We start from the raw sequence: 21255 nt of genomic DNA, 5'->3' as shown, positions 1-21255 counted from the left end.
GTCTCTTTTCTAGTTTACAAGCCGACTGAATTCCAGGCCGCTTCTACGCTTGCAGCATCCTGAGAGCCGTAAAGGTCCCGCGCTGATTGAATCAAAGCTGCTTTTGCATCTTTAAAGGTTGATGACGGAGTGAGGTATACCGTCAGGGCGCGATAGTAAATCTGCTCCGCTTTGTTCACGCCGATTTTTGTAATCGTATTGTAAGCGGCTTTGTTCGGAATTCCGCTGTTTGTATGCACGCCGCCGTAGTCGCCGGCATCAGTGTTCGGAAGGTTTTTGTAATTTTTGTAGTTGTCAGGCTGATCGTATTTTGTCGGATTTGATAAGCTGCGGAGAGCCGGCTGGCTGACCGTAATATCTTCACCGATATCCCAGTCCTCAGTATCGTTGAAGTACCCGAATACATCAGAGAAGGATTCATTTAAAGCGCCCGGCTGATTTTCATAGTTCAGGTTGGCTGTTTCCTGTGTAACGCCGTGTGTCATTTCATGGGCCGTTACGTCCATTGAACCGGAAAGAGGCGAGAAGAATGAACCGTCACCATCTCCGTAAATCATTTGGTCGCCGATCCAGGCCGCGTTATTGTATCTGCTGCCGTAATGAACGGAGGATACGATCTTGCCGCCTCTATTGTCGTAGCTGTTGCGTTTAAACTTCTGATAGAAATAATCATACACTTTGCCGAGGTTGTAATGCGCATCAACGGCAGCGCGCTGAGAAGAAGTTGTAAACTGGTTTGTCGTGCTGGATACGAGTGTGCCCGGCAGGTTATACTCGCGGTTTTTCAGATCGTACGTAATAATTTGTGTTCCGGTAGGTTTAGAAAGATCGCGCAGCACATATTTGCCGCTTTCAGAAGAAATATTTAATGAGACCGTTTTTCCTTTAAGAGTCGTACCTGTTCCGGTTGCAGCCGCATGTTCCACTTTGTTTTGCTTTTTCAGGATTTTCCCAGTTTCTGCATCAACGGTTACTTCCCAGTTTGCAGGTTCCGGTTCGATATAGCGGATCGTTACATCATAGGCGAGGCGGTATTTTCCGTCTTTTGTAGCTGCTGCTTTGAGCTCGGCTTTATTTTTGTTTGCGACGTTTCCGTTAGAAACGGCTTCAGGTGATTTGCCGATTGCTTTAAAAGCATGGTCCAGCGCCTGATTTGCAGATAATTTTTTGCTGTTTGCCGTTTTGACAGAAGCATCGTTGTTTAATTCACCGTTAATCGCATAGACGTTGTTGGATTTATCAACGTGAATAATGACTTGAGAGTCTTTCACAGGCACACCGTTCACGACAGGCACATAACGGAAGTGTTTATAGCCGAGATCATCGGTTGTTTGGTCAATCAGCTTTAGCCTTTCAGAAGGATTGCCTTTAAAGACTTTACCGTTTTGTTTCAAATATTGCTTGATTGCTTTGTCACTGACAGAAGGCAATTCAGATTGCACCAAAGAATGCTTCGGCACAAAATTTGTCATGTTTTCTTTAAGCTGAGGATTCTCAGCGGCCTGAACACCCGGCAGACTGATCGTTAAACCTATAAAAGAAGCGGCGACAGCAACAGACAATTTCTTACCTAAACCCACAATAAATCCCCCTTTTTGAAAATAATGAAAACTTATATTGTTATAATAAACCAGCAATCTCTCATTCTGCAATATAAAACTAGACTCCGCAGCTGAATTGATAGAATCGTCCCGTACAGGCTCCTGGGAGGCGGTGTCAGGGGATAAGCCGAGAGGCACGTGTCGGAATAGACATGAGTCGAATGACGCGATTTCTTCTGAAAAAAATGACAGATGAAGACGGGAAAAATGATAGGGGAAAAATGTTAGGTTCTTTAAAACTTTTTTTAATGCCGGTTGTCTAAACGGGTGAGGCCTTAATAAACGTAAAGGATTGTTACAGATGTCAGAGATTTTCAGTCATTTTATTCAGCATTTCGACAGATATTTCATTTTGAGCAGACAGAGTGTGTTGATCATCCAGTGGTCGGCCGTCTGCCTTGCTGTTTTATACGGGCTGACTTTCCATCCGAAAATCAGCCCTGAAAGAGTTTGGTTTTATGGCGGGATCATGCTTCGGGCCGTATTATTGGCGGGCATAACGATTGAATTGGTTCATCAGGTGCAGAGCACTCACTTTAGCGCGCACTATTTGACAACGGAAGAAAGAGAGCTTCTTCCGATCGTTCATCTCTTAATGTACGGATATGCGCTGCTCACCGCGTTTCACTATATGCTGATGCCGCAGGAGCAGAGGGGAAAAGGCATGTTTTATACGTTTGATCTCACTGTGGTGACACTGCCCGTCATTCAGCTGATCTTCAGTTTTTTTGCTTTCTGGAACAGCAATCGTGACACGATGGCTGCAGAGGATTTAGTCTCCTCGCTTTGTTCCGTTGCGGTTGTTTTACTCCTTCTGATTTCTATGAATGTTTTATTTTTTAAAATGTATTGGAAACCGAGGCCGGTTTTTATCGGCGTGTTTTATGCAGCGGTCATCGGGCTATTGGTGTGGGTGCTCTCTCCGTCCTCGGCCGGGGTATCAAGAGATTACGGCAGGCTTCTCCCGTTTACGGTGTATTTAACAATGGCGGGTTTTCTGATGACCCATCACTTATTTCATCGGTCAGACAGGATCAGACGGCGGACGAAAAGCTTTCTTGCGGCGGCCGCTGCCGCTGGTTTTATTATCTTTTTGAATCCGGTGTACAACGCAGGAGATGCCGCATTTGCGGTTTCAAAACCGATAGCTGAAGATTCTGTTGATTATGTGGGCGAACATATTACTTCAGACCAGGCGGAACGGATCCTTACGTCATTTTTTCCGGCTGAGAATCCGATTTATTTGACAGAAACCAATCAGGATCTCCATTACTTTTACCGCTTTAAAACGGAAGATTATGAAGCGGAAGTGGACGAGGTTTCCCGAATGATTACAAATTATCAATATCTTAAAAAACCGGAAGGCCGGACATTAACAGAAGAAGAGTACCGGAAAAAGTCGCTGGATTTCTTGTCGGTACACGGCCGAAAACTAAAAACACAAGGCATTCAGACAACAGAGAGAAAAGAAGACGGACAGTTTGTCGTGGAGATCGCGCCGAAAAGACAAGGGAAGCATCACGAACAAACGGGTGCTGTATTTTACTGGGAAAAAGAAACGATCATGGGTTTTTCAGAAGACCCGTCTATTTATCAGCTTCAGTCGCTGCCGCAGGTGCACATGAAGGAAAAAGACATAATGAAAGCATCAAAAGCCGTCTTTCATACGCTTCAAATGCCTGGTCAGACATTTGAAATCACAAATACAGATATCAACAGCCTGATCGGCAGCAGTGTGACCGTAACAGCGAATAACGGGGCGGAGCTGGTATTTGATGCCGAATCCGGGCGCCTTATGAAAATCAGAATCTCATCAGGCAGCACCGTTTTGACAAAAAAAGAACTTCAGAAGAGGCTTTTTACATTGCTGGGCGCGGATACTTCAAAGCTTAAACAAATTGACAAATCGGAAGACGGCCTCGTTTTTGAAAACCTTGAAGGAACGTCCGTTTTTACGCTCCGGAATGAAGAAGGCATGATAGAGGCCTCATCCTGCGGACAGGTAAGCGCCAAAACATTCCCGCATACATACAGAGACGGGGAAACAGCCTTCAAAAGAGTGGCGGGGGCATATAACGGCATCATTTATAAAAAGCGGGTGAAGCCTGTCAAAGCGATGAAAGACGGCGTAACATATAACGCATGGCTTGTTATTATTCAGCCGTTCGGTTCAAACCGCCATGACGCATATGTAGTGAATGCGGATACTTACGAGGCGGTGAACCTTTATGAACAATAAAGAAAGAAAGGCTGTCTTCTTCGATTTATACGACCTGTATAAGGAAGGGGAACTTGAAGGCGGCACGCTTCAATGGATGAAAGAACATGAACCGGAATTCGGAGCAGAGGCGGAAAACAGAAAAAGACAGAATGAACATGATATGAAGCCGCCGCCGGGCGACATCCGCCAAATTAAATATATGAAATGCCTGACGTATGGACTGTATGGTTTCTTCATTGTGCTCTCAATCTGGATGACAGTGTGGTTTTATTTATAAATGAAAAACAAGATGTCAATTGAACAGTTGTACCGTGAACATTATCAAGATATTATGTATTACCTTTACAGACGCACACATCACGCTGAGACCGCTAAAGATCTCGCTCAGGATACGTTTATGAAAGCATTTAACGGGCTTGAGTCATTTAAGGGGCACTCGTCTATCCGCACGTGGCTCTATGCAATTGCCCACCATACCTTCATCAATTGGTACAGACGGGACAGAAAATACCAATTTTCAGATATCACCTTGAATGAAGGGCTTCAGCAAACAACATATGAACTGCCGGAGCATTACGTTGACCGGACAGACACAAAGAACGCGCTGGCCGGGCAGATTCAGCGCCTGAAAAATGATCAGCAGACCGTTTTAATTTTAAGGGAATTTCAAGAGCTGTCATACGAAGAGATTGCTGATATTTTGGGTTGGAGCCTGCCGAAGGTGAAGAGCACCTTATACAGGGCGAGAATGCAGCTGAAACAGCACTTGGCGGAAAAAAGGAAGGACGGACACATATGACTTGCTGTTTAGTGAGAGATTTACTCCCTTTATATATTGAAGGCGATTGTGAAACAGAAACAGAGCGGTATATATCCCGCCATCTTGATACATGCGGTGAGTGCAAAAGGGTATATCATATGATGAAGGAGCCGCTTGACCTTGACGAAGCTGAAATGAAGGCGCCAGACGGTTATGAAGAGGAGGAGAGGCGGTTTCAGGAAAGATATTACGGGAGGCTGCTGACAAAAGCCGCCTGTATGTTCGGGGCTGTATTTCTCATCATGCTTGCGCTTAAACTGCTGAATTAAAAAAACGCCCGGCTGGATGACCGGGCGTTTTTTTCGTTTACTCAGCCGGGTGAAAGGCTGTATAAATGCTTTCAAGTAATTCCTGCGGCAGTGAATTAAAGAATTCAGCACACAGCTTCGCTTCTTTTTTACCTGCACCTGCTTTTTCAGCAAGCTCCTGATCAAACGTATACACGCCGTCTTCTTCAACCAGCGCAGATTGAAGAATATGAAGACTCTGGGAGAAAGCGGTGAACAGCTGATCAACGATAAGAGCTTCTTTTTCCGTAAAGCCGAGCTCCACTGCTTTTTCTTTATTAAATGTATATTCGCCGTCCGTTTTCTCGATACATTGGGTAAGGACGGTTAAAAATTCCGTTGAACTGTCCCACAGCTTTTGAATGGTCTGTGCGGCTTCTTTATCTAATCCCAATTCAACCGCTTTTTCACCGTCAAAATAATAGACGCCGTCTTTTTCGTAAATGGATTGGCTGATGATGTCTAAAAGCTTTGCCGCATCTCCCGGTGTTTTCTCGGCAAAAGCCTGCAAGACAGGCGATTCATTTGCCTGAATTGTTTTTGCACCGGCAGACTCAAGCGGACTGAATGCAAGCAAGGCGGCTGAAGCAGTTGCAGCGGCAGTTACAGCGGTTTTCTTCAAAAAAGATGTTTTCATTTTGTTCTCTCCTTGTCATGTGTATTTGCTTACAGCCACAAGTATAAAAATCCAGTGATGGAATTGAAATAGGAAGTTTGGTATTTTCTTCATAACAATACCGGACTAATTCCGGCTGCCTTTTCTGAGGGACTCTGCTGTTGTCACTAGAATGCATGCTGCTGTTTCCGGCTTCTTGACTAGGCGGCGGGGGAGATAAGCCTTACATCCCGCCGGTTTTGAGGATGCAAAAAAGCCTGAATGTTTCATTCAGGCTTCATACAATATTGTGCTTTTCATGTTTACGGAATTTTGCAAAGGGTCATGCTTTTAATCAAGCAGTCCCTGTTCGCGCATTTTTTTCTTTACAGTGAAACCGCTTCCCATCATGGCGATAACGAGAACAATGCTTCCGATGACACCCCATGCGCTTTTCTCAGCGATTGATACGCCGATCAGCATCATGCTGAAGACTGCTGCGAATGCAAATAATAATAAGAGCCAATTCAATTTTTTCATATTTCCATCCCCTTTAACGTCATACTTTCAGTTTACAGAAAAACGTGACGCTTTTAAAGAGGATGTGTGGTATAATATGAAAGTTATCTAATTTTTTTAGGAGATGAAAATGTGAAACTTCGAAACGATCTTCGCAATATCGCGATTATTGCCCACGTTGACCATGGGAAAACGACTTTGGTAGACCAATTGCTTCACCAAGCCGGAACCTTCCGTGCCAACGAAAATATTGCCGAACGCGCAATGGATTCAAACGATCTTGAACGTGAACGCGGTATTACAATTCTCGCGAAAAATACTGCGATTAACTATAAAGATACACGCATTAATATTTTGGACACTCCGGGACACGCCGACTTCGGCGGAGAGGTTGAACGGATTATGAAAATGGTTGACGGCGTTCTGTTAGTCGTTGACGCATATGAAGGCTGCATGCCGCAAACCCGTTTCGTTCTGAAGAAAGCCCTTGAGCAGAACTTAAATCCGGTTGTCGTCGTAAACAAAATCGACCGTGATTTCGCCCGCCCGGAAGAAGTTATCGATGAAGTGCTTGATCTGTTCATCGAGCTGGATGCAAACGAAGAACAGCTTGAGTTCCCTGTCGTCTACGCTTCTGCGATTAACGGAACGGCAAGTCTTGATCCGAAAAAGCAGGACGAAAACATGGAATCACTGTATGAAACGATTCTTGAACATGTCCCTGCGCCGGTTGATAACGCCGAAGAGCCTCTTCAATTCCAAGTGGCGCTTCTTGATTACAATGACTATGTCGGCCGTATCGGTATCGGACGCGTTTTCCGCGGCACGATGAAAGTCGGCCAGCAGGTTTCATTGATGAAACTTGACGGAACGGTCAAATCATTCCGTGTAACGAAAATCTTCGGTTTCCAAGGATTGAAACGCGTGGAAATTGAAGAAGCGAGAGCGGGAGACCTCGTTGCCGTTTCTGGTATGGAAGACATCAACGTCGGTGAAACGGTTTGTCCGGCTGACCACCATGAGCCGCTGCCGGTTCTGCGTATTGATGAGCCTACGCTTCAAATGACATTTGTCGTAAACAACAGCCCGTTTGCAGGCCGTGAAGGCAAATATGTCACAGCCCGTAAAATCGAAGAGCGTCTGAACGCACAGCTTCAAACAGACGTCAGTCTTCGTGTCGAACCGACGGCATCGCCTGACGCATGGGTTGTTTCAGGACGCGGTGAGCTTCACCTGTCTATTTTAATTGAAAACATGCGCCGCGAAGGCTATGAGCTTCAAGTGTCTAAACCTGAAGTTATCATTAAGGAAATTGACGGCGTAAGCTGCGAGCCTGTTGAGCGCGTGCAGATTGACGTGCCTGAAGAGCATACCGGTTCTGTTATGGAATCAATGGGTGCGAGAAAAGGCGAAATGCTCGATATGATTAATAACGGAAACGGCCAGGTCCGCCTGATCTTTACCGTACCTTCACGCGGGCTCATCGGCTATTCTACTGAGTTTCTGTCACTGACACGCGGTTTCGGTATCCTGAACCACACGTTTGACAGCTATCAGCCGATGCAAAAAGGCCAAGTCGGAGGCCGCCGTCAGGGTGTGCTCGTTTCCATGGAAAATGGAAAAGCGACATCTTACGGAATTCAAGGTATTGAAGACCGCGGCGTCATCTTCGTTGAGCCGGGCACAGAAGTATATGAAGGCATGATTGTCGGCGAACATAACCGTGACAATGATCTTGTCGTCAATGTCAGCAAAATGAAACAGCAGACAAACGTCCGTTCCGCAACGAAGGATCAAACGACTACGATTAAGAAAGCGCGCATTATGTCGCTTGAAGAATCACTCGAGTACTTAAACGATGATGAATACTGTGAAGTAACACCGGAATCCATCCGTTTAAGAAAGAAAATCCTGAACAAAAACGAACGTGAAAAAGCGGCGAAAAAGAAAAAAACAGCAGGAATGTCTTAATCACTTGCAGAATTTGAAAAGATAGAACCCGAACGGAAAAGGGGAGGGGATCTTTTTGAATGAAGTAAGTGAACGGCTGTCGTTCTTTGCTGCGCTTTACCAAGTGGATGAGCATCCGCTGACGGGAATGTGGCTGTTATACGGAACGATCGTCGTGCTCTCGGTGATTGTATTTAAACTCGGCTTTGCCAAAAGGCTGCCGGTTTTAAAGGCTGCGGCAGTTTATCTCTTTCTCGTGCTCGGCTGCACCGTGCTGACTTTTTTCGGTGTGTTTCTGCCGGTCGGAGAAGGGCTTGTTGTCGCCGCCTTGATTTTGATCATTTACAAAATCCGTCTGCATCAGTCCAAAAAAAGCCAGTCAGCTAAACCGCAATAAAAAAATGACCTTGCCTTTCGGCGGGTCATTTTTTTATTGGTTTATTTTTTCACTTTATCTTTTTTCGTTTTTTGCCCTGGATGAAAGGAGAAGTGTCCGGTATTCAGCCGCGCCTCTGTTTTGACTTTGATTCGGTCATGGCATTCCTGGCACATATATGTATGAATCGGACGGTTGCGGAGGCGTTTGGCTGTCAGTGTTTCATCATCAATTTGTTCAATTTTGTCGCAAATGGAACATTTAACTCTCATTGATTTTTCACCTCTTTCACTATGACAAGCATTATATCATGGATGACCCGCCTGCCAAAGGGAAAGAAAGCAGCGCCCTTCCTTTGTAGCGGGCGCTGCTTTTTACCGGCGGTTATTCATGTGATGATCCGATTGATCATTCTGCTCGTTTTGCAGCTTGTTCTGATCTCTTTGATTCAGCTGGTCATCATTCGATTTAGTCGGTGATTCTTTTTCATTGTCGGTCACATCATTCGGAACTTCCGGCATGACACGTCCGACGATTGCGGCGAGTTCGTCCAAAATGCCTGAAACCGGACGCCCGGCCTTAATATCGCTGCCCATTCCTCTCAGGCGGGAGACTGTATCAGGATCAGCGACGACAACGGCATTGGCGCCGTAAGGATCGTTTTTTAATGCTTGGGCAACGGTGTATTTAATGCTTTCCACTTTGCTCCGTTCTAAATTGTCATCCACATCGATTCCGACGACTGAGTATCGCCCGAGTACGACCGCGGTGGCGTCTGTAATGCCTGGGATTTTTTCAGTCACTTCGACTAGATGCTTTGCAATGTCTGTCCGGCCGGGATTCGCAGCTGTTTCAGGAGCTGTATCACTCACATGAATCGGTTTTGCTCCGCCCTGATCGGTTGATTCGTTTTGGATATTGCTGCGTCCGCGGCTATCCTGTACAGCTGTGCAGCCGGTCAGAATAAATAAAGCTTGTATGATAATGAAAAGAATTCGCACGTCAGATTCCCTCCTTAATGCTTTCATTTCTTTTATTGTTGAATTAACCTTCTATCTTTATTCACCAAATCATATATTTTAGCAGGCATCCCCGTTTTTCACGAAAAGAGAAGCACACGCTGGGCTTTGATCCTTATTTTTCAGGAGGCTGAGACTTGAGTAAAATTTATGTGTTAGATACGAATGTACTTTTGCAGGATCCTAACGCCATTTTTTCTTTTGAAGAAAACGAAGTTGTCATCCCCGCCGTCGTGCTGGAAGAGGTCGATTCAAAAAAGCGGTATATGGACGAGGTCGGGAGGAATGCGAGGCACGTATCTAAGCTGATAGACGGGCTCAGGGAGAAAGGAAGGCTGCACGAAAAGGTTCCGCTTGAAAGCGGAGGAACGATCAGAATTGAACTGAACCACCGGTCATTTCATCAGCTTCAGGAAATTTTTATCGAAAAAACAAATGATAACCGCATTTTGGCGGTGGCAAAAAATTTAAGCCTTGAGGAGGAAACGAAAGAAAACGGCCGCCCCGTCATCCTGGTCAGTAAGGATGTGCTGGTCAGGGTAAAGGCGGATGCCATCGGGCTTTTGGCGGAGGACTTTTTAAACGACAGAGTCGTTGACCATGATGAGATATACAGTGGGTACAAAGATATATTTATGAATAAAGAGCGGTTTGACTCGTTTTATAAAAACAAACAAATTTCAGTCAAGGAGCTTCAGCAGCATCAGGTTTATCCGAATCAATTTGTGCTGATGAAAGATGAATTAGGAGGATCTTCTTCTGCGGTCGGCATGACAGATAAGAAAGGGGAGACCGTAAAAAGACTCGTCTTTGATGATGAGCACGTATGGGGCATCAGGCCGAAAAACGTCCAGCAGACAATGGCGCTTGAACTCCTGCTGAGAGAAGATATCCCGCTTGTCACCCTGATCGGAAAAGCGGGAACGGGAAAAACTTTGCTTGCCCTCGCAGCGGGGCTTCTGCAGACGGAGGATCTCGGTATTTATAAAAAGCTGATCGTCGCTCGTCCCATCGTCCCGGTGGGCAAGGATATCGGATATTTGCCGGGTGAAAAAGAGGAGAAGCTCAAGCCGTGGATGCAGCCGATCTTTGATAATCTTGAATTTTTGTTCAATGCGAAAAAGCCGGGTGAACTTGAAGCGATTTTAGCGGGCATCGGATCAATTCAGGTCGAGGCGTTGACATACATTCGGGGAAGAAGCATTCCGGATCAGTTTATTATTATCGATGAGGCTCAGAATTTGACGAGGCACGAGGTCAAGACGCTTTTGACACGGGTGGGAGAAGGCAGCAAAATTGTCCTGATGGGTGACCCGGAGCAAATAGATCACCCATATTTAGACAGTTTAAATAACGGACTTGCTTATGTCGTAGAGCGGTTTAAAGGACAAACCGTCTCCGGCAGCGTGAAGCTTATGAAAGGCGAAAGATCCGGCCTTGCACAGCTTGCGGCCGATTTGTTATAGAACTTCGATTTCTGTGACGCCTGTTATCGGTTTTTCAAAGTTTCCGTTCACGTAAAAATGGACCGGACCGCCGTCTTGAAGAGGCTTCCCTGACTCACAGAAATGGGCGATTGCGTCCATCGCCTTTTCAAGCGGCACCTCGGTTCTTTCAGATCCTGAAATAAATACGCAAAGGACAGCGCTTTCTTTCGGCTCGGCATTTGCTAAGACAGCACCGAGCTTCATGGCGAAACTGCCGTTCATTAATCTTTCTTTTTCAAAACGTTTTTCGCTTTTTAAAGTCGGCGGCGAAATGCGCCCTTCTCTGATCACCCGTTCCGGATCGAGTGTATGCTCCTTAGTTTCTGCCGAGCCGTCTGAGTGAACGGGCTGATTGTTTTCAAACGGAAACTTGCGGTCATCGAAAATCCAGACACTCGGATCAATTGTAATCGGGTATGTAACATTGCCTTTAACTTGAATAACGCTCATGGTGAAGCCCCCCTTTACTTAAAGTATAAAAGTTTTCGCATGAATTGTCACTTTGCGTCGCAAATTAGACGTAACGAACGGCAGCAAAGTGAGGGGATCGAAATGGTATGCCGGCATTACCAGGAGCTGGACGCACTCGTTCAAGAAGCGAAAAAAAAGACCGGAGAAGGCAAAGTGGCAGACTATATTCCGGCTTTGGCAGAATCGGGTCAAGACAGCCTTTCAGTCACGATTTATCATGCGGAAAATACATGTCTGACGGCAGGAGACGCCGACCGGACATTTACGCTGCAGAGCATTTCGAAGGTGCTTTCTCTGGCGCTCGTCCTGATGGATTACGGAAAGGAAAAGATATTCAGCTGCGTAGGGCAGGAGCCGACCGGCGACCCGTTTAATTCCATTGTGAAGCTTGAGACGGTGAACCCGGGCAAGCCTTTAAATCCGATGATTAATGCGGGCGCTCTCGTCGTTACAAGTTTTATTAAAGGGCATACGCCGAAAGACCGTCTGGATTATCTGCTCGGATTTATCAGAAGGCTTGCGAATAATCAGGAAATTACATATTGCAGACATGTCGCAGAATCAGAATTCAGCTCCTCCATGATCAACCGGGCAATGTGTTATTACATGAAGCAGTATGACATTTTTAAAGGCGATGTTGAAGAGGTCATGGATTTGTATACAAAGCAGTGCGCGATTAAGATGAGCAGTCTGGATTTAGCCAAAATCGGCTGCGTATTCGCACTTGACGGCAAGCATCCGGAGACCGGGGAACAGGTCATAAAAAAAGATGTGGCGAGAATCTGCAAGACGTTTATGGTGACATGCGGCATGTACAATGCGAGCGGGGAATTCGCGATCAAGGTCGGCATTCCCGCCAAAAGCGGGGTTTCGGGAGGAATCATGGGCATTTCGCCATACAATTTCGGAATCGGTATATTCGGCCCGGCGCTTGATGAAAAAGGCAACAGCATCGCGGGTGTGAAGCTTTTGGAAATCATGTCTGAGAAATACAGGCTGAGTATTTTTTGAAACACTTTTTATCATGACATCTGCTTAAATCCTCTTGCAATTTCACCTGATACCCTTTATGATAAATAGAAGAATTAGGTACTCGCCTGGGGAACGGAGGGATACTTTTGGCTTCAGAGATTATAGTTGACCATCAGCAGAAAGCATTCGAACTGTTGAAGTCAGATGCTGAGAAGATTTTGAAGCTGATCCGAGTACAAATGGATAACTTAACGATGCCTCAATGTCCTCTGTACGAAGAGGTCTTGGATACTCAGATGTTCGGACTGTCGAGGGAAATCGATTTTGCTGTCCGCCTGGGATTAGTTGATGAAAACGACGGAAAAGAGCTGCTGGACAGACTTGAAAGAGAACTGTCTGCTCTGCATGACGCGTTTACAGGAAAATAAATGATCAAACTCAAACTATTCAACGGTTTGGGTTTTTTTATAACCGTAAACCGTTTTTTTGCATCTTCTTTTTGTGAGACGGTCTATTAATCTGCATTTCATCCGAAAAACTATAAAGAAACTGCGTAAATTGTTTATGAATTATAGTAAAATATAATACGCAATAGGTATTAAACGTAAGCTTTAAGCAGGAAAGAGGATGTTATGTTTAAAAGAATGTTAAAATCTTACGATTATTCATTGATAAGCGCTATTATTCTGCTCTGCAGTTTCGGATTGGTAATGGTATACAGTTCAAGTATGATTACCGCCGTTATGCGTTACGGGGTGAGCAGCGACTATTTTTTTAAACGGCAGCTGTTCGCCGTCATTGCAGGGCTCGTGCTGTTTATCATCGCGGCCGTTTTCCCGTACAAAGTGCTCGCCCATCAAAAGGTCCAGAAAATATTACTGCTTGCGTCAGTGGCTGCGCTTTGCGCGCTGTTTGTTTTCGGACATGTTGCCGGAAACGCGCAAAGCTGGTTTAAAATCGGCGGAATGGCCATTCAGCCGGGGGAATTTGTCAAGCTGACCCTGATTCTGTATCTTGCCGCGGTGTACGCGAAAAAACAAAGCTATATCGATCAGCTTTTGACAGGAGTTGCTCCGCCGGTGATCGTCACCGTAGTCATTTGTGCGCTTATCGCCATTCAGCCTGACTTCGGAACGGCGATGATTATCGGTCTGATCGCGTTTTGCGTCATTATGTGTTCGGGATTCAGCGGAAAGACGCTGCTCAGGCTGGTGATCATGGCGGGAATCGTATTACTTCTTGTCAGCCCGATCATTTATTTGAAATGGGACGATATTTTAACGCCCGGGCGCATGAGCCGGTTTGAAAGCCTTGAAAATCCGTTTAAATATGCCGGCACATCAGGCCTGCAGATTATAAATTCGTATTATGCGATCGGCTCAGGCGGTTTTTTCGGCCTCGGTCTCGGAGAAAGCATTCAAAAATACGGATATCTGCCGGAATCGCATACAGACTTTATCATGGCGGTTATTTCAGAGGAGCTCGGCATTTTCGGCGTCCTGTTCGTCATTGTGCTGCTTGCTTTTGTTGTGTTAAAAGGTTTTTATATTGCGAGAAAATGTGAAGATCCGTTCGGCAGTCTCCTGGCAATCGGGATATCCAGTATGATTGCGATCCAGACCTTCATCAATCTCGGCGGTGTCAGCGGCTTAATTCCGATTACGGGTGTTCCGCTGCCGTTTATCAGCTACGGAGGCTCATCCATGTTTTTATTATTGACGAGCGCCGGTATATTGGTGAACGTCAGTATGCATGTCAAGTACTCAGAAAAGAAGAAAAAGAGGGAACCCGTTCCGTCTAAGGGGATAAAAAGACGGCAGACGGAAAAATCTGTGTATCTGTAAAAAACAAGTGTATACACAGGACGGATATTCCTTTATTATAAACTACATATTTACTAGGCCAAGGGGGAGAGAAATTTGTCACAACAATCCATCCAAAAAGTGTTAGTAGCAAACAGGGGAGAAATTGCGATCCGGATTTTCCGGGCGTGCACAGAATTGAACATCAGAACGGTAGCCGTTTATTCAAAAGAAGATTCGGGTTCCTACCACCGCTATAAAGCGGATGAAGCCTATCTTGTCGGAGAAGGCAAAAAACCGATAGACGCGTATCTTGATATTGAAGGGATTATTGAGATTGCGAAAAGAAACGGCGTTGACGCCATCCATCCGGGTTACGGATTTCTGTCTGAAAATATCCAATTTGCGAGACGCTGTGAAGAAGAGGGCATCGTATTTATCGGACCGACGTCAGCGCATTTGGATATGTTCGGAGATAAGGTCAAGGCCAGAGAGCAGGCTGAAAAAGCCGGCATCCCCGTTATCCCGGGGAGTGACGGGCCTGCTGAAACATCAAAAGATGTCGAACAATTCGCAAAAGTTCACGGGTATCCGTTTATTATTAAAGCGTCGCTCGGAGGCGGCGGCCGGGGGATGAGAATCGTCAGAAGCGAGGGCGAATTGAAAGATTCGTTTGAGCGGGCCAAATCAGAAGCGAAAGCCGCATTCGGAAACGACGAAGTGTATGTTGAAAAACTGATCGAAAATCCTAAGCACATTGAAGTTCAGGTGATCGGAGATAAAGAAGGCAATGTCGTCCATCTGTATGAGCGGGACTGTTCCGTTCAGAGACGCCATCAAAAGGTCATTGAGGTGGCGCCGAGTGTATCCTTACAGCCTGAATTAAGGGACGAGATCTGTGAAGCGGCTGTCGCCCTTGCGAAAAATGTCGGCTATATCAACGCGGGAACCGTGGAATTTCTCGTAGCGGACGGTGAGTTTTACTTTATTGAAGTGAATCCTCGCGTACAAGTGGAGCATACGATTACGGAAATGATTACGGGGGTTGATATCGTTCAGACGCAGATTCTCGTTGCGCAGGGCTACGGACTCCACAGCCGTGCCGTCAATATTCCTCAGCAAAAAGACATTTTTACAATCGGGTATGCGATACAATCACGTGTGACCACTGAAGATCCGCTGAATGACTTTATGCCTGACACGGGTAAAATTATGGCTTACCGCTCAGGCGGCGGCTTCGGCGTCCGCCTTGATACAGGGAACAGCTTCCAGGGCGCGGTTATCACGCCTTATTACGATTCACTGCTCGTCAAACTGTCGACATGGGCGCTGACGTTTGAGCAGGCATCGGCAAAAATGGTCCGCAACCTGCAGGAATTCAGAATCAGGGGCATTAAGACCAATATCCCGTTTCTTGAAAACGTGGCAAAGCATGAAAAATTCCTGACCGGGCAATATGATACATCGTTTATCGACACAACGCCCGAACTGTTTGTTTTTCCTAAACAGAAGGACCGCGGGACAAAAATGCTTTCTTACATCGGCAATGTAACAGTAAACGGTTTTCCGGGAATCGGGAAAAAAGAAAAACCTGCGTTTGATAAGCCTCAGGCTATTACGTTAGGTATCGGAGAAAAGCCGGTAAACGGCACGAAACAGATTCTCGATGAAAGAGGCGCTGAAGGGCTTGCTGACTGGGTGAAAGAGCAAAAGTCCGTACTCCTGACTGATACAACGTTCAGGGATGCCCACCAGTCTCTGCTTGCGACCAGAATCAGAACAAATGATTTGAAAAAAATCGCGAACCCCACGGCTGTCCTGTGGCCTGAACTGTTCAGCCTTGAAATGTGGGGAGGCGCGACATTTGATGTAGCATACCGTTTCTTAAAAGAAGATCCTTGGAAACGCCTTGAAGATCTCCGCAAGGAAGTGCCGAACACATTGTTCCAGATGCTGCTTCGTTCATCAAATGCCGTCGGTTATACCAACTATCCGGACAATGTCATCCAAAAATTTGTCCGGCAGTCAGCAGAGTCAGGTATTGATGTATTCCGGATCTTTGACAGTCTGAACTGGGTGAAAGGGATGACGCTGGCCATCGATGCCGTCCGTGAAACCGGAAAAGTGGCGGAGGCTGCGATTTGTTATACGGGAGATATTCTTGATAAGAGCCGGACGAAGTATGATTTGAAATATTATCTTTCCATGGCGAAAGAGCTTGAGGCGTCTGGTGCGCACATTCTCGGCATTAAAGACATGGCAGGTCTTTTGAAACCGCAAGCCGCATATGATCTTGTCTCCGCGCTGAAGGAAACGATTGATATTCCCGTTCATCTTCACACGCATGATACGAGCGGCAACGGCGTCTTTCTCTATGCCAAAGCTGTTGAAGCGGGTGTGGATATCGTGGATGTCGCCGTCAGCTCAATGGCGGGGCTGACTTCACAGCCGAGCGCAAGCGGATTTTACCATGCGCTTGAAGGGAACAGCCGCCGTCCAGAAATGGATGTCCGGCAGGTTGAAAGACTGTCACAATACTGGGAATCCGTCCGTCAATATTACAGTGAGTTTGAAAGCGGGATGAAGGCTCCGCACACTGAGATTTATAATCACGAAATGCCGGGCGGGCAGTACAGCAATTTGCAGCAGCAGGCAAAAGGCGTCGGCCTGGGTGACCGCTGGAATGAGGTGAAAGAGATGTACAGCGTCGTCAACCGCATGTTCGGCGACGTCGTTAAAGTAACACCTTCTTCCAAAGTCGTCGGAGATATGGCGCTTTACATGGTGCAAAACAATTTAACAGAACAAGATGTTTATGATAAAGGCGAAACGCTTGATTTTCCGGATTCTGTCGTTGAGCTTTTTAAAGGGCAGATCGGCCAGCCGCACGGCGGATTTCCGGAAAAACTGCAAAAGCTCGTGCTGAAAGGGCAGACGCCGATTACGGTAAGACCCGGTGAGCTGCTCGAACCGGTATCTTTCGAAGGCATTAAAGAAGAATGGAAAGAAACACATCAGATGGAATTGAGTGACCAGGACGCAATCGCATATGCGCTTTATCCGAAGGTTTTCACTGAATATGTACAAACGGCTGAACGCTTCGGTGATATTTCCGTATTGGACACACCGACTTTCTTCTACGGCATGACGCTCGGTGAAGAAATCGAGGTGGAAATCGAGCGCGGAAAAACGCTGATCGTGAAACTTGTATCTATCGGTGAACCGCAGCCGGACGCGACACGGGTCGTTTATTTCGAATTGAACGGCCAGCCGCGTGAGGTAGTCATTAAAGATGAAAGCATTAAATCGTCCGTACAGGAAAAATTAAAAGCCGATCGGACAAACCCAAGCCACATTGCGGCATCAATGCCGGGAACCGTTATTAAATTGTTAACTGAAACCGGCGCGAAGGTGAACAAAGGCGATCATCTGATGATTAATGAAGCGATGAAAATGGAGACGACGGTGCAGGCACCGTTCTCCGGGACGATTCAGCAGATCCATGTGAAAAACGGAGAACCGATTCAGACAGGCGATTTACTGATCGAGATTGAAAAAGCGTAAAAGAATGAACATTAAAAAACCTGATCCATGTGCGATCAGGTTTTTTGTATGTAAAAAGACCGAAGCTCTGATACTTCGGTCTTTTCATGCGCCTCAAATGTTCCGCTGTTTTGATTCATAACGGAAGCGGGCGATTAATAATAAGAAATAGCATAGGACGCCGAACAGCCCGGCAATAAAGAGTGAATGGGCAAGTGCAAAACCGGTGGCCATTTCTGAATAAACAACCATGATTCCGGAGAGCGCTTGTAATAAAACAAAGATAAGAGCCGCCGTCCAGCCACCAAGAATCTGTTTTTGGTCTTTGTAGGAGCGCACCGCATGCACGAAAGCGATAAGGATCCATATGAACAGAAGCAGCGCTGCCGTTCTGTGGCCCATCTGCACCCACTCCTGAAATTGGGACGGAAGCCCGTGGTTCAGTCTGCTGCAAAGCGGAACATCAGGACAGGCGAGGCTTGATTGCGTATGGCGCACATAAGCCCCCGTATAAACGACGATATACGTGTAAATCGAAAGGCCGATCATATGAAACTGCATTTTCCTGCCGATTCTGAGCGGCTTGACGAGCTTTTTGTCTGATTTATCCGCTTCAAATATGAGCAGCGTCAAAATCAGAACAGAAGCGAAAGAAATCAGCGATATGCCGAAATGAAGCGCCATAACGAGCGCATTTGATCCGAAAACAACCGCTAATGCGCCGAGAAGCGCCTGTAAAAATAAAAAGATAATGGACATAATGGCGAGAAAGGTTGTTTCACGGAAAACAGGCGTGACTTTTCTCCATGCCCAAAACGCGAGGCTCAGCACGAGAACGATTGAGACACCGCTTGCGAGTCTGTGGCTCCATTCAATGATAGAAGCGGCATTAAGCTCCGGGAAAAAGCGGCCGTGGCAAAGCGGCCACTGTCTTCCGCATCCTAGACCCGACCCTGTCTTTGTGACAAGAGCGCCGCCGATCAGCACGACGAGCATGACGAATGTCGTCAGCACACCGAGTGCTTTTAAAGCTTTATTCATTTTACATTCACCTTCTTAACAAACTGGACAAAATGATATACGTACCAAGTGTAAGCGAATATGTGTTTTGTGGCAATTCTCAATTCTGTTTGTTCACAAAAATATAATAGAATCAGGACTTCTTAGATAATGGGGTTGATTATTCCAGATGGGTCTGATAGAAATAAAGTAACCGCTTTATTATGCAATTGGCGGATGTGGTAAAATTCATAAAACGTTCACAAATAAATTCCTGTTTCTCGTTTAATATTTAAGAGGATGTTTTTTTACAGGTCATTATCTTGTATGATAGAGTTGCAGGTCTTAAAAAACCTGCTTTAGGTTTGTAAGGGAGGTTTACGTTATGGCTAATTCCAGAATTTTAAACGATACAGCTATAGACGGACAGATTGAAGAGACGACGGCATGGAAGGATTTCCTTTCGCTTATTAAAATAGGAATCGTCAATTCGAATTTAATTACGACTTTTACCGGCATGTGGCTTGCGTTACATATATCCGGTCTGAGTTTTTTAGGCAATTTAAACACCGTGCTTCTTACATTAATAGGATCTTCACTGATCATCGCCGGTTCTTGTGCGGTTAATAACTATTATGACCGTGATATTGATCATTTAATGGAACGCACGAAAGTAAGACCGACGGTTACCGGAAAGATTCAGCCGAATCAAGCGCTGTGGTCAGGAATTTTACTCATTGCTTTAGGACTTATCATGCTTTTAATGACCACCGTAATGGCGGCAGTCATCGGTTTTATCGGGGTGTTTACGTACGTTGTTCTTTATACAATGTGGACGAAACGCCGCTATACGATTAATACGGTTGTCGGAAGTGTATCGGGCGCCGTTCCGCCGTTAATCGGCTGGACAGCGGTTGAAGGGCACATCGGTGTTGTCGCATGGGTATTATTCATGATTTTATTCATCTGGCAGATTCCGCACTTTTTAGCGCTTGCGATTAAGAAGACGGAAGATTACAGAGCAGCGAACATTCCGATGCTTCCGGTAGTGCACGGCTTTGAGGTGACGAAAAGACAGATTATCGTCTGGGTCGCATGCCTGCTGCCGCTTCCGTTTTTCCTCGGCAGTCTCGGTCTTCCGATCGTCATTCTCGGCACTCTGCTGAATATAGGATGGCTTGTTCTCGGATTGATGGGTTTCCGTATGAAAAACATTATGAAGTGGGCAACTCTTATGTTTGTCTATTCGCTTAATTACATGACCATTTATTTCGTAGCAATGGTGGTCTTCACGCTGTTTTAATTGAATGTTGTTTGATCGCCAAAACAAACAATGACAACTAGTAAACGCCGCCTTGACCTTTTGTTTAATCAGGCGGCTTTGCTTTTATACATAGATGGAATTTTAAGTAAAAAATCTCATATTTTAAAAAATGAGGAAATGAAGTATTTCAGCTGGAAGCAGATTTACTGCTCGTGCATTTTGTACTGATTCAAAAAAGGGGTTGGGTGAAATGTTAAAGCGTTGGCGTCTTTTATCATTATTAGCCTTAGTGCCGCTTTTATTGAGCGGCTGTGGAAAACCGTTTCTGTCCACACTCAAGCCTGCCGGCGAAGTGGCTGATAAACAATATGATCTGACGGTGCTCAGCACACTTATCATGGTTGTCGTCGTTGCGGTCGTAGCAGTTATTTTCTTTTACGTCATTGTGAGATTCAGACGGTCGCGTGTAGGGGAAGACACGATACCGAAACAGGTGGAGGGGAACCGTTTTTTAGAAATCACCTGGACCGTTATTCCGATCCTGCTTCTGATTATTCTTGTCATCCCGGTTGTCATCCAGACACTGGCGCTGGCGGATACGTCGCCGATGGATAAGAAAAACCGTAAAGCAGAGGATGCGCTCGTGATTAATGTAAGGGCGAATTTATACTGGTGGGAATTCGAGTATCCTGATTACGGGTTTGTGACCAGTCAGGAGCTGATCGTTCCCACAGATGAACGCGTTTATTTCAAGCTGAAGTCCTCAGATGTGAAACACTCTTTCTGGATTCCGTCAGCCGGGGGGAAAATCGATACGAATACGGATAACGACAATACTTTCTTTCTGACCTTCGATTCTAAACGCAGCAAAGAAGCGGGCAAATATTTCTTCGGGAAATGCGCGGAGCTGTGCGGACCTTCACATGCGCTGATGGATTTCAAAGTGAAACCGCTGCCGTCAAAAGAATTTAAACAATGGACGAAAGCGATGAAAAATTATAAGCATACAACAGATTCCGATTTAGCCGCGCAAGGAGAAGAGCTGTTTAAGGAAAAAAACTGCCTGAGCTGTCATGCGGTTGAGCCTAATGATAAACGGGCTGAAGCGGCAAGAACGGCTCCGAACCTGGCTACCTTCGGCGAACGTGTCAAAGTGGCCGGCATCAAGGATGCGAATAAAGAGAACATAAAAGCTTGGCTGAAAGATCCGGACAGCATTAAACCGGGCAATAAGATGACAGGCACTTATCCGAAGCTTTCGGACTCTGAAACGGATGCGCTGTATGAATATTTAAAAGGGCTGAAAGCGGAGAACAAGTGAGGACAGGG

Annotated in this window: 20 protein-coding genes; 13 read left to right on the top strand and 7 right to left on the bottom strand. The window is 45.9% G+C overall.

Annotation, left to right across the window (positions count from 1 at the left end):
* Nucleotides 1–14 precede the first annotated feature (14 nt).
* On the bottom strand, nucleotides 15–1580 hold the full coding sequence (locus tag ACH32G_RS01940; RefSeq protein ID WP_448813931.1) for a M4 family metallopeptidase: 1566 nt from the start codon (nucleotides 1578–1580) through the stop codon (nucleotides 15–17).
* Between the two features lie 322 nt (nucleotides 1581–1902).
* Here ACH32G_RS01940 and ACH32G_RS01935 point away from each other — a divergent pair, with 322 nt between their 5' ends.
* Genes ACH32G_RS01935 through ACH32G_RS01920 form a run of 4 tightly spaced genes read left to right on the top strand, consistent with a single transcriptional unit; the run spans nucleotide 1903 to nucleotide 4911 of the window.
* Nucleotides 1903–3840: a hypothetical protein gene (locus ACH32G_RS01935; protein WP_448813930.1), complete on the top strand. Its 1938-nt coding sequence runs from the start codon at nucleotides 1903–1905 to the stop codon at nucleotides 3838–3840.
* Entirely contained in the window at nucleotides 3830–4099 is a 270-nt protein-coding gene (locus ACH32G_RS01930) for a hypothetical protein (RefSeq protein WP_264820093.1), read from the top strand. The genes ACH32G_RS01935 and ACH32G_RS01930 overlap by 11 nt, the downstream gene beginning before the upstream one ends.
* Entirely contained in the window at nucleotides 4100–4621 is a 522-nt protein-coding gene (locus ACH32G_RS01925; RefSeq protein WP_049628411.1) for a sigma-70 family RNA polymerase sigma factor, read from the top strand.
* Nucleotides 4618–4911, top strand: a complete 294-nt coding sequence (locus ACH32G_RS01920) for an anti-sigma factor family protein (protein WP_198698817.1) — start codon at nucleotides 4618–4620, stop codon at nucleotides 4909–4911. The genes ACH32G_RS01925 and ACH32G_RS01920 overlap by 4 nt, the downstream gene beginning before the upstream one ends.
* A gap of 37 nt (nucleotides 4912–4948) precedes the next feature.
* On the opposite strand, the gene ACH32G_RS01915 is transcribed toward ACH32G_RS01920, so the two are convergent.
* Together ACH32G_RS01915 and ACH32G_RS01910 are read right to left on the bottom strand one after the other, a co-directional pair.
* Entirely contained in the window at nucleotides 4949–5566 is a 618-nt protein-coding gene (locus ACH32G_RS01915; protein WP_448813929.1) for a hypothetical protein, read from the bottom strand.
* Nucleotides 5567–5875: 309 nt separating this feature from the next.
* Nucleotides 5876–6064, bottom strand: coding sequence for a YlaF family protein (locus tag ACH32G_RS01910; RefSeq protein ID WP_016936245.1), 189 nt, complete (start codon nucleotides 6062–6064; stop codon nucleotides 5876–5878).
* Between the two features lie 111 nt (nucleotides 6065–6175).
* Between ACH32G_RS01910 and typA the strand changes: the two genes are divergently transcribed.
* Together typA and ACH32G_RS01900 are read left to right on the top strand one after the other, a co-directional pair.
* Nucleotides 6176–8014, top strand: a complete 1839-nt coding sequence (gene typA / locus ACH32G_RS01905; RefSeq protein WP_016936244.1) for a translational GTPase TypA — start codon at nucleotides 6176–6178, stop codon at nucleotides 8012–8014.
* Between the two features lie 55 nt (nucleotides 8015–8069).
* Nucleotides 8070–8390 carry a YlaH-like family protein gene (locus ACH32G_RS01900; protein ID WP_015239793.1) on the top strand — a complete coding sequence of 107 codons (321 nt, stop codon included), beginning with the start codon at nucleotides 8070–8072 and terminating at the stop codon, nucleotides 8388–8390.
* Between the two features lie 41 nt (nucleotides 8391–8431).
* Here the strand turns inward: ACH32G_RS01900 and ACH32G_RS01895 are convergent, their stop codons facing one another.
* Nucleotides 8432–8641: a YlaI family protein gene (locus ACH32G_RS01895; RefSeq protein ID WP_016936243.1), complete on the bottom strand. Its 210-nt coding sequence runs from the start codon at nucleotides 8639–8641 to the stop codon at nucleotides 8432–8434.
* 102 nt (nucleotides 8642–8743) lie between these two features.
* On the bottom strand, nucleotides 8744–9370 hold the full coding sequence (locus ACH32G_RS01890) for a YhcN/YlaJ family sporulation lipoprotein (RefSeq protein ID WP_016936242.1): 627 nt from the start codon (nucleotides 9368–9370) through the stop codon (nucleotides 8744–8746).
* A gap of 155 nt (nucleotides 9371–9525) precedes the next feature.
* On the opposite strand from ACH32G_RS01890, the gene ACH32G_RS01885 reads away from it, so the two are divergent.
* Nucleotides 9526–10854: a PhoH family protein gene (locus ACH32G_RS01885; protein WP_448813928.1), complete on the top strand. Its 1329-nt coding sequence runs from the start codon at nucleotides 9526–9528 to the stop codon at nucleotides 10852–10854.
* Here ACH32G_RS01885 and ACH32G_RS01880 read toward each other — a convergent pair.
* Complete coding sequence (locus ACH32G_RS01880; protein WP_016936240.1) at nucleotides 10849–11325, bottom strand: hypothetical protein; 477 nt, start codon at nucleotides 11323–11325, stop codon at nucleotides 10849–10851. The two genes, ACH32G_RS01885 and ACH32G_RS01880, sit on opposite strands and share 6 nt — an antisense overlap.
* A gap of 102 nt (nucleotides 11326–11427) precedes the next feature.
* On the opposite strand from ACH32G_RS01880, the gene glsA reads away from it, so the two are divergent.
* The 4 genes from glsA (at nucleotide 11428) to pyc (ending at nucleotide 17684) form a co-directional block, all read left to right on the top strand.
* Nucleotides 11428–12357 carry a glutaminase A gene (gene glsA, locus ACH32G_RS01875; RefSeq protein WP_064778860.1) on the top strand — a complete coding sequence of 310 codons (930 nt, stop codon included), beginning with the start codon at nucleotides 11428–11430 and terminating at the stop codon, nucleotides 12355–12357.
* Nucleotides 12358–12464: 107 nt separating this feature from the next.
* On the top strand, nucleotides 12465–12746 hold the full coding sequence (locus ACH32G_RS01870; protein ID WP_016936238.1) for a YlaN family protein: 282 nt from the start codon (nucleotides 12465–12467) through the stop codon (nucleotides 12744–12746).
* 204 nt (nucleotides 12747–12950) lie between these two features.
* Nucleotides 12951–14162 (top strand): FtsW/RodA/SpoVE family cell cycle protein, encoded by a 1212-nt coding sequence (locus ACH32G_RS01865; protein ID WP_049628415.1) that lies wholly within the window; start codon nucleotides 12951–12953, stop codon nucleotides 14160–14162.
* Nucleotides 14163–14237: 75 nt separating this feature from the next.
* On the top strand, nucleotides 14238–17684 hold the full coding sequence (gene pyc / locus ACH32G_RS01860) for a pyruvate carboxylase (protein ID WP_448813927.1): 3447 nt from the start codon (nucleotides 14238–14240) through the stop codon (nucleotides 17682–17684).
* A gap of 93 nt (nucleotides 17685–17777) precedes the next feature.
* Here pyc and ctaA read toward each other — a convergent pair whose 3' ends face one another.
* The gene (ctaA, locus tag ACH32G_RS01855) at nucleotides 17778–18704 is read right to left on the bottom strand and encodes a heme A synthase CtaA (protein WP_264820098.1); all 927 of its coding nucleotides are present in this window, start codon (nucleotides 18702–18704) and stop codon (nucleotides 17778–17780) included.
* 343 nt (nucleotides 18705–19047) lie between these two features.
* Here ctaA and cyoE point away from each other — a divergent pair, with 343 nt between their 5' ends.
* Together cyoE and coxB are read left to right on the top strand one after the other, a co-directional pair.
* Complete coding sequence (cyoE, locus tag ACH32G_RS01850; protein ID WP_016936234.1) at nucleotides 19048–19965, top strand: heme o synthase; 918 nt, start codon at nucleotides 19048–19050, stop codon at nucleotides 19963–19965.
* 211 nt (nucleotides 19966–20176) lie between these two features.
* Nucleotides 20177–21247 (top strand): cytochrome c oxidase subunit II, encoded by a 1071-nt coding sequence (gene coxB / locus ACH32G_RS01845; protein ID WP_016936233.1) that lies wholly within the window; start codon nucleotides 20177–20179, stop codon nucleotides 21245–21247.
* Nucleotides 21248–21255 lie beyond the last annotated feature (8 nt).

It is taken from the genome of Bacillus sp. CIS52, from assembly GCF_053545315.1.
This window is presented reverse-complemented; position numbering and strand designations above follow the sequence as displayed.